Raw genomic sequence first — 13,469 nt, forward strand, 5'->3', positions numbered from 1 at the left:
GGGGCCCCGCGGATCGCACCGAGGGAGGAGGAGCCGCGCGTCAGTCCTGCAGGGCGGCGACCGTCCGCGGGCGGACGATCAGCCAGAGCGCGAGGATCGAGACGGTCGCGGTCGCCATCATGACCAGGGCCATCGGCACGGCGGAGGACGCACCGAAGATCCCGGAGATCGGCGAGAGCAGGCCGGCGACTCCGAAGTTCACCGCACCCAGCAGCGACGCGGCGGTGCCCGCCTCCCTGCCGTGGTTCACGAGGCCCAGCACCTGCACGCAGGGGAAGCTGAAGCCGCAGGAGGCGATGAACAGCCAGAGCGGGACGAGCGTGCCCCAGAGTCCGAAGCCGAGGACGTCGAACAGCGCGATCAGCCCGGCCGACGTGAAGAGCGACACGGTGGTGATCGCGAGGATCCACTGCGGGCCGACCCGGCGGCTGAGGCGCGAGGACGCCTGCACGCCGAAGACGACTCCGAGCGAGTTGACCGCGAAGAGCAGGCCGTACTGCTGCGCGTCGAAGCCGTAGAGGCCCTGGAAGAGGAAGGAGGAGCTCGAGAGGTAGGTGAAGAGGCCGGCGAAGGTCATGCCTCCGATGACCGCGACGCCGACGAACTGGCGGTCGCCGAGCACCGAGCCGTAGCGCTGCGCGAGGGAGCGGCGATCGCGGTCGTCGCGCGCGGTCCGCGGGCGGGTCTCGACGATGAGGAGCGCCACGGCGACCATCACGACGAGGCCGTAGCCGGCGAGGAAGACGAAGACTCCGCGCCAGTCCATGACGAGCAGGAGCTGCGAGCCGATCACCGGGGCGAGGACGGGAGCGAGACCCGACACCAGGGCGAGGCGGGAGAGCATCTTGACGAGCGGACGACCGCCGAAGAGGTCGCGGACCATCGCCATGGCGACGACTCCGCCCGCCGCGGCACCCGCGCCCATCAGCACGCGGAACACGCCGAGCCAGACGATGTCGGGCGCGAAGGCGGCGCCGATGCAGGTGAGCACGTGCACGGCCGTGGCCAGGATCAGCGGCAGCCGGCGCCCGACCGCGTCGCTCCACGGCCCCACGATCAGCTGGCCGAGGGCGAAGCCGAGCGTCGTGCCGGTGAGGGTCAGCTGCACCGCCGCCTCGGACACGTTCAGCTCGCTCTGCAGCACCGGGAACGCGGGGAGGTAGAGGTCGATCGTGAACGGGCCGAGCGCGGTGAGCGCTCCCAGAACGATGATGTAGACGAGCCGCTGACGCGCGGTCAGGGCGTCGCCGGGGTGGCGGTGGACGGGGACGGAGCCGGTGGGCGTCGAGGCGACGGTGGTCACGGAGGCCTTCCTGCGCAGGAGCGCGGGGAGCGGAGCTGGAGCGGCTGGAACGGCCGCGAGGAGCGGCGCCGGACCCTCGGATCCGTGCACCGCTCCTCACGCTAACCGCCGAGAGCGCCTGTGTACTCCCCCTCGGTCGAATTGATTCGACTATCAGTCCATGCGAGGACGTGATCGGCGCGATCCGAGACCGGGAGCGCTCTCACTCCACCCGGAGCAGTGCGACCCCCTGGGGCGCGAGGGTGACGGAGTCGGCGCGCCCGCCGGTCAGCACGTCGACCCCCGCGATCGGCACGACGGCGTCCGAGCGCCCGTGGTTGATCGCGAAGACGAGCGCGCCGCGGCGGATGAGCTCCACTCCCTCGAGGGGCTCGGCGAGGATCCCCTCGACACCCGCGTCGGCGAGCGCGCGCTCGACGACCGTGCCGAGCAGCTCCGGCGCGGGCCAGGTCGCGACGTACCAGGCGGAGCCGCCTCCCACCGTCTCGCGGCGGGTGATCGCGGGCCAGCCGTCGAGGTCGTCGGTGAAGCGCGCGAGTACCTCCGCACCGTCGGCGTGCAGGTACTCGCGCCACCGGGTGATCGCGCCCGCCAGCGAGCCGGTCACGGTGGACTCGGGAAGATCGTCCGAGAACGCGTCGGCGGAGGCGAGCGGAGCGAACTCCTCGACGCGCACGCCGAGCGTCGACTGCAGCGCGCCGAGGTAGCCGCCCTCGGTGATGTGCGCGTCCTCGTCGGTGATGCCGCTCTGGAACGTGGTGATGAGGTGCCCGCCGCCCTCCGCGTACGCGGCGAGGCCGGCCAGATCCTCCGCTCGCGCGGTGAACAGCGCCGGAGCGACGACGAGGTCGTAGCCGTCGAACGGCCCGGAGGCACGCACGAAGTCGACCGTGACGTGGCGGCGGGTGAACTCGCGGTGCCAGGCGGTCACGTGCGCCGCGTAGTCGATCTCGCCGGGAGTGGCGTCCTGCTCGATCGACCACCAGCTGTCCCAGTCGAAGACGATCGCCACGCGCGCGGCCACCTCCGTGCCCAGGATCTCGTCGAGGCGGCCGAGCTCGGCGCCCAGCTCCTCGACCTCGCGGAACACGCGCGTCTCGGGGCCGCCGTGCGGCACGAGGCCGGAGTGGAACTTCTCGGCCCCGGCGCGCGACTGCCGCCACTGGAAGAACAGGATGCCGTCGGCTCCGCGGCCCAGCACCTGGTAGCTCCAGGCGCGCATCTGGCCGGGCTTCTTCGGGGCGTTGCTGCGGCGCCAGTTGACGGCGCTCGTCGCCTGCTCCATCAGCAGCCACGGGCGGCCCTCGCCCAGCGAGCGCATCAGGTCGCGGGCGACCGCGGCGGTGAAGGGCGCCTCCGGATCGGCGGGGTCGGGGTAGAGGTCGTCGGACACGACGTCGACGTGCGGCGCCCATGCCCAGTAGTCGACGGGCTTGAAGAGCCCCATGAAGTTGGTGGTGATCGGGGTCTCGGGCGAGTACTCGCGCAGGATCTCCTTCTCGGCCAGGTAGCACTCGAGCAGCTGGCGGGAGGAGAAGCGGTCGAAGTCCAGGCGCTGGGTCGGGTTCGGCAGGGTCGGCATCGCGGCGGGCGGGCGCACCTCCTCGAAGCTCGAGTAGCGCTGCGACCAGAAGGCGGTGCCCCAGGCCTCGTTGAGCGCCTCGATGCTGCCGTACTTGGCGCTCAGCCACTCGCGGAACGCGACGACGGCCGACTCGGAGTAGTCGTGCGAGACGTGGCAGCCGTACTCGTTGCCGATGTGCCACATCTCGAGCGCGGGGTGGCCGGCGTAGCGCTCGGCCAGCTTCCGGACGAGGCGCGCGGCGTAGCGGCGGTAGACGGGCGAGGACGGCGCGTACTGCTGGCGCGAGCCGACTCCGAGGACCACGCCGTCAGCGGTGACGGGCAGCATCTCGGGGTGCTCGTGGCTCAGCCACGGGGGCGGGGACGCGGTGGCGGTGGCGAGGTCGACGCGGACGCCGCCGGCGTGCAGGCCGTCGAGGACCTCGTCGAGCCAGGCGAAGTCGAACTCGCCGTCGCGCGGCTCCAGGTGCGCCCACGAGAAGACGCCCACCGTCGCGAGATTCACTCCGGCGCGGTTCATCAGGGTCACGTCCTCGGGCCACACCTCCTTCGGCCACTGCTCGGGGTTGTAGTCGCCTCCGTAGCGAACGGGCATGTGCTCTCTCCTTCGACCGCCGCAGCGGTGGTGCGGGCCGGGGCGCCGACGGTGGTGCCCGATCCCGGTGGTCCTCCAGCAGGGTAAACGCTTACCTCCGCCGCGCCCAAGTCCCCGTCATCACGGGGCGAGCGGATGCAGCGGCGCGGCCAGCGGATGGGCGAGCAGCTGCTCGAACGCGAGCTCGGCCGCTCCGATCATCAGCAGATCGCCGCCGAGCTCGGTGCGCGCGATGCGGACCGACTCGAGCGCCACCCGGAACGGACCGCCGTGGGTCAGGCGCTCCTCGAGGAACCCGGGCGCCACGCCGACCAGGGCGCCGAGGAAGCCGCCGAGCACGACCAGCTGCGGGTTGAAGATGTTGACGACGTTCCGGAGGGCCACGGCCAGGTGGCCGAGCTGGCGCTCGACCTCCGCGCGGACCGCCGGGTCCTCGGAGGCGGCGAGCGCCTCCTCCAGCCGCTCGCTCTCCTCCAGGCCCAGCACGCGCAGCAGCTCGGCGCGGCCGACCTCGGTCTCGAGGCAGCCGACCGCGCCGCAGTGGCAGTCGACGCCCGCGCTGTTGACGAGGGTGTGGCCGATCTCGCCCGCGTAGCCGTCGATGCCGTGCAGCGGAGCGCCTCCGACGATCACGCCCGCGCCGACGCCGCTGGCGCCGCCGTTGAGGTAGATCAGGTGCGAGACGTCGCGGCCGGCGCCGAGCGCGCTCTCGGCCAGGGCGCCGAGGTTGGCGTCGTTCGCCGAGAGGACGGGGAGCCCGGTCGCGTCGGCGAGCATCCGCGAGAACGGCTCGTCGCTCCAGCCCAGGTGCGGGCCGGTGCGGACGAGGCCGTCGGCGTCGCGGACGAGGCCGGGCACCGCGACTCCGATGCCGACCGTGCGGGCGTCGGCGGGCAGCTCGGCGCGCAGCTCGGCGATCGCGTCCGCGGCGAGCGCGGCGGCCGCCTCGGCAGTGGGCACGAGCGCGGTGCGGCGGAGGCGGCGGCGCACCTCCGCGTCGAAGCCGACCACCGCGACCGTCACGGCGTCGATCTCGGGGTTCACGGCGAACGCGACGACCCGCGGATCGGCCCCGACGATCGGACTCGGCCGGCCGACCTGGTTCAGCGTGTCGGGATCGCGCTCGCGCACGATGCCGAGCTCGACCAGCTCGCCCACGAGGGCGGCGATGGTCGAGCGGTTCAGCCCGGTCGCCCGCGTCAGCTGCGAACGGGAGCGGGGCCCGCCGCGGTGCACGAGGCGCAGGATCGCCGCCAGGTTGTGGCGCCGGACCCGGTCGAGAGTGTTGCCGCGCGTCGCGTGGTCGGGCATTCCGCGGTCTCCTCTGGTCTCGGGTCAGCCTATCGGCGGGCCTCGGCGCCCTCGTTCCGACGGAACGTCCGCCGAGAGCCCCTCTCGCGCACGATGGTGACTGAGAGGCGCTCCCGGCGGAGGTTCTGCACGATTCAGGCGCCGACGCGGCTCCAGGTCCAGCTGCCCTCCGGCCCGTCGACGCTCACATCGGCACCCGAGCGGGTGACGGTGAAGACCGTCTCGACCCCGGAGTCGTGCGCCACGACCCGCACCTCGCGCGCGCCGCCGCCGCCCGGGAACACCAGGAGCTCGAGCCCGTCGAGGTAGTCGTACTCCGCGACGTCGGTCCGCGAGCCGACCGGCACCACTGCCCCCTCGCGCACGTAGAGCGGCAGGGTGTCGAAGCCGTGGACCTCGCGGCGCCACTCCCCCGTCGAGTCGACGATCTCACCGGTCCACCAGCTGGTCCAGCGTCCGCGGGGCAGGTAGAACTCGACCGAGCCGTCAGGAGTGAAGACCGGGGCGACCAGCAGGTCGCGGCCGAGCATGTACTGCGTGTCCAGGTGCGCCGCGTTCCGGTCGTCCTCGAACTCGAGCGTCATCGGCCGCATCACCGGGATCCCCTCGCGCGCCGCCTCCGCGCCCGCCGCGTAGAGGTACGGCATCAGCGAGAGCTTGAGCTCGGTGAAGCGGCGGGTGATGTCGACCGCCTCGTCGCCGAACTCCCACGGCACGCGGACCGAGGTGGAGCCGTGCAGGCGGGAGTGCGAGGAGAGCAGTCCGAACGCGAGCCAGCGCTTGAAGACGCCCGGGTCGGGCGTTCCCTCGAAGCCGCCGATGTCGTGCGCCCAGAAGCCGAAGCCGCCGAGCGCGAGCGAGAGTCCGCCGCGGAGGGTCTCGGCCATCGAGACGTAGGACGAGGTGTTGTCGCCGCCCCAGTGCACCGGCAGGGCCTGCCCGCCGACGGTGGCGCTGCGGGCGAAGAGCGTCGCGCGCCCCTCCCCCAGCTCCTCGACGAGCACCTGGTGCACCGCGAGGTTGTAGAGCTGGGTGTACCAGTTGTGCATCGCCTCCGGGTCGGTGCCGTCGGCCCAGACCACGCCCTCGGCCGGGATCCGCTCGCCGAAGTCGGTCTTGAAGGAGTCGACGCCCTGGCGGACGAGCACGCGCAGCTTGTCCTGGAACCAGCGCGTCGCGTCCGGGTTCGTGAAGTCGACCAGCGCCATGCCGGCGACCCAGAGGTCCCACTGCCAGACGTCGCCCGACGTCGTCCTCAGCAGGTAGCCCTTCTCGCGGCCCTCCGCGAAGAGCGGCGACGCCTGCGCGATGTACGGGTTGATCCAGACGCAGGTCTTCAGGCCCCGGTCGTGCAGGCGGGCGAGCATGCCCTCGGGGTCCGGGAAGGTGCGGGAGTCCCACTCGAGGTCGGTCCACTGGAACTCGCGCATCCAGAAGCAGTCGAAGTGGAAGGCCGACAGCGGCAGCTCGCGCTCGGCGAAGCCGTCGATGAAGGAGTTGACGGTGTCCTCGTCGTAGCTCGTCGTGAAGCTGGTGGTCAGCCAGAGGCCGTAGCTCCACGCGGGCACGACGGAGGGGCGGCCGGCGAGCCCCGTGTACCGGCGCAGGACGTCCTTCTTCGTCGGGCCCTGGATCACCAGGTACTCCAGCGCCTCGCCGCCGACCGAGAACTGCACGCGCTCGACCGACTCCGAGCCGATCTCGAACGAGACGAGGCCGGGGTCGTTGACGAGCACGCCGTAGCCGCGGTTGGAGAGGTAGAAGGGCACGTTCTTGTAGGCCTGCTCGGAGGAGGTCCCTCCGTCGGCGTTCCACACGTCGACCGTCTGGCCGTTCTTCACGAACGGGCCGAATCGCTCGCCGAGACCGTAGACGAGCTCGCCGACTCCGAGGTCGAGCTGCTCGTGCACGTAGGGATCGCCGTCGGGTCCGGTCAGGTAGCCCTGGGACTTGTGGCCGGAGCCGGTCAGGCGCGTGCCGGTCGCGGTGTCCCAGAACTCGAGCGACCAGGGCGCGCCCTGCGCGACGCGGACCTCGAGGTCGCCCGTGCGGAGCACGCCGCCCGCCTCCGTGACGCTCGCCTCGCCGACCGAGCCCTCGGTCAGGGCGAAGCCGGGCCGTGTGGCGGTGCCGCGCCAGTGCTCGATGCGCACCTTCGCGACTCCCTCGGCGGGCGAGGAGACCGTGACGGTGAGCGCGGGACGGTTCAGCACGTCGCCGCGGCCCTGGATGACCTTCGTCGGCGCGATCACCTCCAGTGCGGAGCCGGTGGCGCGGATGTCGTACGCCTCCTGCGCGAACAGGGCGGTGAATCCGGCCCTCGTCTGCCAGAACCCGTCGGTGAACTTCATGCGTGTGCCTCTCTGGTGGCGGTGGAGGTGGTCGTGCGTCGTGCGGAGTGCGGGCACCGCGGAGCAGGGGCCGGTGGGGCCCCCGCTTGCGGTGGTGGTGCTACTTGACCGCGCCGGCGGTGATGCCGCGGGTCAGCGTGCGCTGGAAGATCAGGAAGAAGATCAGCGTCGGGAGCAGGCCCAGCAGGGCGCTCGCGCTGGTCGTCGTGACGTCCATGATCTTGTCGCCCTGGAGGCTCGAGATCGCGATCGGGACGGTCTGCGTCGCGTCGCTCACGAGGAACACCAGCGGGATGAGGAACTCGTTCCAGGTCCAGATGAAGAAGAAGATCATCAGCACCGAGAGGGTCGGCCGCGAGATCGGCACGATCACCCGGGTGAGCACCTGCCACTTCGAGGCGCCGTCCAGCGCCGCGGCCTCGAGGATCTCCTTCGGGAACGTGCCGTAGACGCTCGAGAGCAGGTACGTGCCGAAGGCCGACTGGATGACCGTGAAGATGATGATCACGGACAGCTGGCTGTCGTAGATCCCCACCGCCTTGAACATGTAGTACAGCGGGTAGAGCAGGGCCTCCTGCGGCAGCATGTTCGCCAGCAGGAACAGCACGATGATCCAGCTGCGGCCCTTCACCCGGCCGATGCCGATCGCATAGGCGTTCAGCACCGAGAGGGCGACGGCGAGGATCGCGACCGACCCCGAGATCAGGATCGAGTTGCCGAGCTTCTCGGGGAAGTTCACCCGCTCCCAGAAGGTCGACAGGCCGTCGAAGGAGAGCCCGGTCGGGAACGCGAGCGGCCCGTTCGCCGAGTACTCGTCGGGGGTCTTGAACGAGTTGAGCAGGATCAGCAGCACCGGGCTGATGATCACCAGCCCGATGACGATCGCGACCACGAGGATCGCCCAGTCGCCGATCGTGCGCTTGGTGGTGCCCTTGGCCGGCTTGGGCGCTCGGCGCGACGTGGTCAGGTCGCTGTCCGCGGTGCCCGCCTGCGTGAGGGGCAGGGTCTCGATGGCCGACATCAGCGGGCTCCTTCGCTGCGCTCGACGCGCTCCTGGGCGCGGATGAACAGCACGGCCAGGATCACGATGACGATCGTGAGCGCGGTCGCGATGGTGGCGCCGTAGCCCACCTGCTGCTTCTGGAAGAACTCGGTGTAGGAGTAGTAGCTCGGCACGATCGTCGAATCGCCCGGCCCGCCGCGGGTCAGCGCGTAGATCGGTCCGAAGACCTTCAGCGCGGCGATGGTGCAGGTGAGGGTGACCACGAAGATCTCGGGGCGGATGATCGACACGGTGATCCAGCGGAAGCGCTGGAACCAGTTCGCGCCGTCGAGCTCCGCGGCCTCGTAGAGCTCCGGATCCACGCGCTGCAGCGCCGCCATGAAGATGACGACCGGGTAGCCCAGCTGGACCCAGATCATCACGACCATGATCGAGAGCATCGCGGTGTCGGGCTTGCCCAGCCAGTCGTGCGAGAGGGAGCCGAGGCCGACGGCCTCGAGGATCGTGTTGAGCGCGCCGTTGTCGGGGCGCAGGATCCAGCCGATGACGATCGCGGCGATCACCGTGGGGAGGATCTGCGGGAGGTAGTAGGTGGCGCGGAGGAAGCTCGCGAGCTTCCCGCCGAACTTCTTGCCGACCAGGTCGAACAGGATCGCGGCGAGCAGGAGGCCGAGGATCGTGGGCACGATCACCATGGCGATGATCATGTAGACGGAGTTGAGGAACGACGTCCAGAACTGGTCGTCGCCCATCAGCTCGACCCAGTTCTCGAGGCCGATGAAGATCGGCGGCTTGATGCCGCGCCACGAGGTGAAGCTGATGTAGACGTTCCACACGAGCGGGATCAGCACGATGAACGTGAAGAGCACGAACCCGGGGATCAGGTAGAGCCAGTAGCCGCCCGAGCGCTTCTCGCGCGGGGGCTTCGCGGCCGGAGGCGGTGGCGCGCTCTCCGCGCGACGCGGGGCGGTCGTCGTCATGGGTACTCCTAGAGGGGTGTGCGGTGCGATCGCGGATGGGAATTCCGGCGGTGGGGGATCTCGATACGCCCGCTGCGCGGGCTACTCGATCAGCAAGAGGGAGGCGGCGGATCCGTGCCTGCTGGTCGAGTAGCCCCGGAGGGGCGTATCGAGACCCGCCCGATCGGGAGGGAGGAGCAGCGGGGGACCTCAGCGGACGTTCATGCGACCCCATTGAGGGGTCGCCGTCGCGTCGGCGAGGCTTCCGCGGTCACTCCGCGCCTGTGGGCGCGGGGCTGGCCGCCTTCAAGTGACGCTGCGCGTCACTTGATGTCGTCCACGCCGTCGTCGTACTTCTCCTGGAGCTGCGAGAGCATGTCGTCGGGCGACGTGGACTTGTTCAGCAGCTCCTGCGTCGCGGCGACGAGGTCGTCGTAGAAGGTCGCGGTGGGCCAGTCGGGGTAGAACGAGAGCTGGTCGCCGTCGACGACCGTCTTCCACTGCGACAGCAGCTCCTTGCTCTTCTCGTCCGTGATCGCCGACTCGTCGACGACCAGCGGGATGCCTCCGTTGTTGCCGATCAGGTTCTGGATCTCGGGGCGCATCGTGATGTCGATCCACTTGTAGGCGAGGTCCTTGTTCTTCGCCGTCTCGGGGATCACCCAGTGGTTGCCCGCCGAGCCCATCGTGAACTCCGCGCCCGGGAAGAGGAACGTGTTCCACTCGAAGCCGGTGATCTCGGTCTTGAAGCGGCCGAACCACCAGGAGCCCGAGAAGAAGATCGGGTAGTCGCCCGAGATGAACGCGGTGCCCGCGTCCTCGGCCTTGAGGCCGGAGGCGTCCGGCGAGATGTAGCCCTTGTCGACGTACTCCTGGAGCTGGTCGGCGGCGTAGGACCACGCGGCGTCCGAGAAGTCGACCTCGCCCGTGTAGGTCTGGTAGTCGGTGATCCACTGGCGGTCGGCCTTCAGCAGCGCGAGCTGGTAGAAGAGCTGCTGCAGCGGGTACTCGGCCCCGGCCTCGGCGAGCGGCGTGATGCCCTTGGCCACGAACGCGTCGAGCACAGCGATGAACTCGTCGTAGGTCGTCGGCACCTCGATGCCGTTCGCCGCGAAGGCGTCCTCGTTGTAGTAGACGAAGGTGAACTCGCCGTAGTTCGGGATCCCGTACCAGGAGCCGGAGCCCATGATGCCGTCCTCGTCGTACTTGGCGGTCGTCTGCAGCGCACCCGGGACCAGCTTGTCCCAGCCGTAGAACTCGACGGCCTCGTCGAGGTTCGTGAGCAGGCCCTGGCTCGAGAGCAGGCCGCTCGTGGCGTTGCCCTTGTTGTACTCGACGACATCCGGTGCCGAGTTGGAGTTGAAGATCTGGCTGGCGCCGGTGCGCAGCTGCTCGAAGGCCTTGAACTCGTAGGCGATCTCGGCGCCGGTCTCCTGCGTGAAGATGTCGCGGGCGGCGAGCCAGGCGATGCCGCGGTCGCTGTCGGGGGTCTCGAAGTCCCACATGGTGAGGGTGCGGCCGGCGCCGTCGACCTCGGTGGCGAGGGCGTCGGATCCGGCGTCGGATCCTCCTCCGGAGCAGGCGGCGAGCGCGAAGACCGCGCCGAGGCCGACGCCGCCGGCGAGCAGGCCGCGACGGCTGAGCGAGCCGACCGCGGAGGCGGTGGGGCGGTGGAAGGCGGTGCGGGGACGAGGCGACATAGCGGGTGTTCTCCTTCGGACGGTGCCGCTGGGCTGTGACTGCGTGGGTGGGTGGTGGAGCGCTCTCCGATCGGACGAATGTCGAAGCGTTTCGACGATCGGCCGACGAGGAGCAGGAGCAGGAAGTGGAGGGAGGGGCGTCAGGAGGCGGTCGGCACGCGAGCGCCGATCGCCGCGGCCGCGACGGAACCGCGGTCGACGTAGTGGGGCGGGAGGAGGTCGACGCCGACGGTGCGGCCGGAGTCGATCTGCTGGAGGGTGCGACCGACGGCCGCACGGCACATCGCGTCGAACGGGAGGGGGAAGGAGCTCACCGGGACCGGCAGCGCCGCTCCGTCGTAGCTCGCGCAGGCGGCGAGGACCGAGAGGTCCCCGGGGACGGAGAGGCCGCGCTCGAGCACGCGCTCGACGGCGGCCTCGGCCACCGGCTCGTTGCAGTGCAGCACGAGGGCGGTCGGGGCGATCGCGGATCCGAGGATCGCGTCGACGGCGGACGCGGCGTGGGCGCGGCCGAGGTGCGGGCGCTCGACCACGATCTCGAGGCCGAGCGCGACGCACTCCGCCCGGAACGCGTCGTCGAAGCGGCGGACGAAGCCGGCGTTGCGGTCGGTGTACGACTGCGGGTGCTCGATCAGGCCGACGGACCGGTGGCCCTGCTCGGCGAGCGTGCGGACGCTGCGACGCGCCGCCTCCGCGAAGTCGAGGTCGACGCACGCGAGGTCGTGGGCGTCGGCGGGGACGCCGATGAAGGTCGCGGGCACCCCCGCGTCGCGGATGAGCGCGGCGCGGTCGTCGTCGTCGTCGACGCCCATCAGCACGATGCCGTCGACGAGCGAGGAGGAGGAGACCCGGTCGATGCCACTGGAGGCCTCGTCGGTGACGAGCAGCAGCACGTCGTAGTCGGACTCGCGGGCCCGCTCGAGCACCTCCGTCACGAAGCGCATGTGGGTGGGGAGGTGCAGCTCGCCGCGCATCGGCGCCGAGAGGGCGAGGATGTGGGTCCGCGCCCCGGCGAGCATCCGGGCGCCGGCGTGCGGCCGGTAGCCGAGCTCGCGCACCGCGTCGTCGACCCGCTGGCGGGTGGTGGCGGCGATGGAGCGCTTGCCCGAGAGGGCGTAGGACACCGTGCTGATCGAGACCCCGGCAGCGCGGGCGACGTCGTGGATGGTCGCCATCGTTCCTCCTGCCGGACCTCGTCGTCGGACCCCCTCGACGCTCGAAACGCTTCGTCGGGGCTGTGCTGCTGAGCACTGTACGCAGAGTCGAAGCGCTTCCGCAACAGGTTTGTCGCGACCCGCGACATATCGACCGCCGAGACCGAGGACGCAGTCGATCGGCGTTGCGCGTAGACGCCGCCCCCGATATGTTGGCCGCAACAACAATTCGGCGACGTCGCCGGAAAGGATCGGATCCATGTCCCTGACCCCCACCCGCGCCGACAAGTTCTCGTTCGGCCTCTGGACCATCGGCTACAACGGCACGGACCCCTTCGGCGGCCCGACCCGCGAGCCGCTCGACGTGGTGCACGCCGTCGAGAAGCTGGACGAGCTGGGCGCCTACGGCCTCACCTTCCACGACGACGACCTCTTCGCGTTCGGCTCGACCGACGCCGAGCGCCAGACCCAGATCGACCGCCTCAAGGGCGCGCTCGAGTCGACCGGCCTCGTCGTGCCGATGGTCACCACCAATCTCTTCAGCGCCCCGGTCTTCAAGGACGGCGGATTCACCTCCAACGACCGCGACGTCCGCCGCTTCGCGCTGCGCAAGGTCCTCCGCAACATCGACCTCGCCGCCGAGCTGGGCGCGCAGACCTTCGTGATGTGGGGCGGCCGCGAGGGCGCCGAGTACGACTCCGCGAAGGACATCCGCGCCGCTCTCGAGCGCTACCGCGAGGCCGTCAACCTGCTCGGCGACTACGTCACCGACAAGGGCTACGACATCCGCTTCGCCATCGAGCCGAAGCCCAACGAGCCCCGCGGCGACATCCTCCTGCCGACCCTCGGTCACGCGATCGCGTTCATCGACTCGCTCGAGCGCCCCGAGCTCGTCGGCGTGAACCCCGAGGTCGGCCACGAGCAGATGGCGGGCCTGAACTTCACCGCCGGCATCGCCCAGGCGCTGTACCACGGCAAGCTCTTCCACATCGACCTCAACGGCCAGCGCGGCATCAAGTACGACCAGGACCTGGTCTTCGGCCACGGCGACCTGCACAACGCGTTCTCGCTCGTCGACCTCCTCGAGAACGGCGGCCCCGGCGGAGTCCCCTCCTACGACGGCCCGCGCCACTTCGACTACAAGCCCTCGCGCACCGAGGACGAGACCGGAGTCTGGGACTCGGCCGCCGCGAACATGCGCACCTACCTCCTGCTGAAGGAGCGCGCCGCGGCCTTCCGCGCCGACCCCGAGGTGCAGGAGGCGCTCGCCGCCGCCAAGGTCGCCGAGCTGCAGACCCCGACGCTGAACGAGGGCGAGTCCTACGACGACCTGCTCGCCGACACCGCGTCGTACGAGTCGTTCGACACCGACGCCTACCTCGGCGGCAAGGGCTTCGGCTTCGTGCGCCTGCAGCAGCTCGCGACCGAGCACCTGCTCGGCGCCCGCTGATCGCTCCGGCACTCCCCTGACGGACGAGACCCCCTGCCCTCCGGCACGGGGTCTCGTCC

General features: G+C 70.6%; 9 protein-coding genes. 1 reads left to right on the top strand and 8 read right to left on the bottom strand.

Going from position 1 to position 13,469, the window contains the following annotated elements; genetic code table 11:
* Nucleotides 1-40 precede the first annotated feature (40 nt).
* From C1I63_RS17740 to C1I63_RS17775, 8 genes are all read right to left on the bottom strand, one after another.
* Nucleotides 41-1,303: a multidrug effflux MFS transporter gene (locus tag C1I63_RS17740; RefSeq protein WP_055791617.1), complete on the bottom strand. Its 1,263-nt coding sequence runs from the start codon at nt 1,301-1,303 to the stop codon at nt 41-43.
* Nucleotides 1,304-1,505: 202 nt separating this feature from the next.
* Nucleotides 1,506-3,482, bottom strand: coding sequence for a beta-galactosidase (locus C1I63_RS17745; RefSeq protein ID WP_107575625.1), 1,977 nt, complete (start codon nt 3,480-3,482; stop codon nt 1,506-1,508).
* 120 nt (nt 3,483-3,602) lie between these two features.
* Entirely contained in the window at nt 3,603-4,793 is a 1,191-nt protein-coding gene (locus tag C1I63_RS17750) for an ROK family transcriptional regulator (RefSeq protein WP_107575626.1), read from the bottom strand.
* Nucleotides 4,794-4,927: 134 nt separating this feature from the next.
* Entirely contained in the window at nt 4,928-7,144 is a 2,217-nt protein-coding gene (yicI, locus tag C1I63_RS17755; protein ID WP_107575627.1) for an alpha-xylosidase, read from the bottom strand.
* A 100-nt stretch (nt 7,145-7,244) separates the two neighbouring features.
* A complete protein-coding gene (locus C1I63_RS17760) occupies nt 7,245-8,165 on the bottom strand; it encodes a carbohydrate ABC transporter permease (RefSeq protein ID WP_107575628.1) in 921 nt (306 codons plus the stop codon).
* Complete coding sequence (locus tag C1I63_RS17765) at nt 8,165-9,127, bottom strand: carbohydrate ABC transporter permease (RefSeq protein WP_056867832.1); 963 nt, start codon at nt 9,125-9,127, stop codon at nt 8,165-8,167. Before C1I63_RS17765 ends, C1I63_RS17760 begins: the two co-directional genes overlap by 1 nt.
* A 302-nt stretch (nt 9,128-9,429) precedes the next feature.
* Nucleotides 9,430-10,806: an ABC transporter substrate-binding protein gene (locus C1I63_RS17770; protein ID WP_107575629.1), complete on the bottom strand. Its 1,377-nt coding sequence runs from the start codon at nt 10,804-10,806 to the stop codon at nt 9,430-9,432.
* Nucleotides 10,807-10,946: 140 nt separating this feature from the next.
* A complete protein-coding gene (locus tag C1I63_RS17775) occupies nt 10,947-11,981 on the bottom strand; it encodes a LacI family DNA-binding transcriptional regulator (RefSeq protein WP_170116412.1) in 1,035 nt (344 codons plus the stop codon).
* 238 nt (nt 11,982-12,219) lie between these two features.
* On the opposite strand from C1I63_RS17775, the gene xylA reads away from it, so the two are divergent.
* Nucleotides 12,220-13,410 (top strand): xylose isomerase, encoded by a 1,191-nt coding sequence (gene xylA, locus C1I63_RS17785; protein ID WP_107575630.1) that lies wholly within the window; start codon nt 12,220-12,222, stop codon nt 13,408-13,410.
* The last annotated feature ends 59 nt before the right edge of the window (nt 13,411-13,469 follow it).

Source organism: Rathayibacter caricis DSM 15933 (assembly GCF_003044275.1).
Taxonomy (GTDB): domain Bacteria; phylum Actinomycetota; class Actinomycetes; order Actinomycetales; family Microbacteriaceae; genus Rathayibacter; species Rathayibacter caricis.

What these genes read in the sequence shown, in the direction of transcription:
- C1I63_RS17765 (WP_056867832.1), bottom strand. Translation starts at nt 9,127, where the DNA reads ATGACGACGACCGCCCCGCGTCGCGCGGAGAGCGCGCCACCGCCTCCG.
- yicI (WP_107575627.1), bottom strand. Translation starts at nt 7,144, where the DNA reads ATGAAGTTCACCGACGGGTTCTGGCAGACGAGGGCCGGATTCACCGCC.
- C1I63_RS17770 (WP_107575629.1), bottom strand. Translation starts at nt 10,806, where the DNA reads ATGTCGCCTCGTCCCCGCACCGCCTTCCACCGCCCCACCGCCTCCGCG.
- C1I63_RS17750 (WP_107575626.1), bottom strand. Translation starts at nt 4,793, where the DNA reads ATGCCCGACCACGCGACGCGCGGCAACACTCTCGACCGGGTCCGGCGC.
- xylA (WP_107575630.1), top strand. Translation starts at nt 12,220, where the DNA reads ATGTCCCTGACCCCCACCCGCGCCGACAAGTTCTCGTTCGGCCTCTGG.
- C1I63_RS17745 (WP_107575625.1), bottom strand. Translation starts at nt 3,482, where the DNA reads ATGCCCGTTCGCTACGGAGGCGACTACAACCCCGAGCAGTGGCCGAAG.
- C1I63_RS17775 (WP_170116412.1), bottom strand. Translation starts at nt 11,981, where the DNA reads ATGGCGACCATCCACGACGTCGCCCGCGCTGCCGGGGTCTCGATCAGC.
- C1I63_RS17760 (WP_107575628.1), bottom strand. Translation starts at nt 8,165, where the DNA reads ATGTCGGCCATCGAGACCCTGCCCCTCACGCAGGCGGGCACCGCGGAC.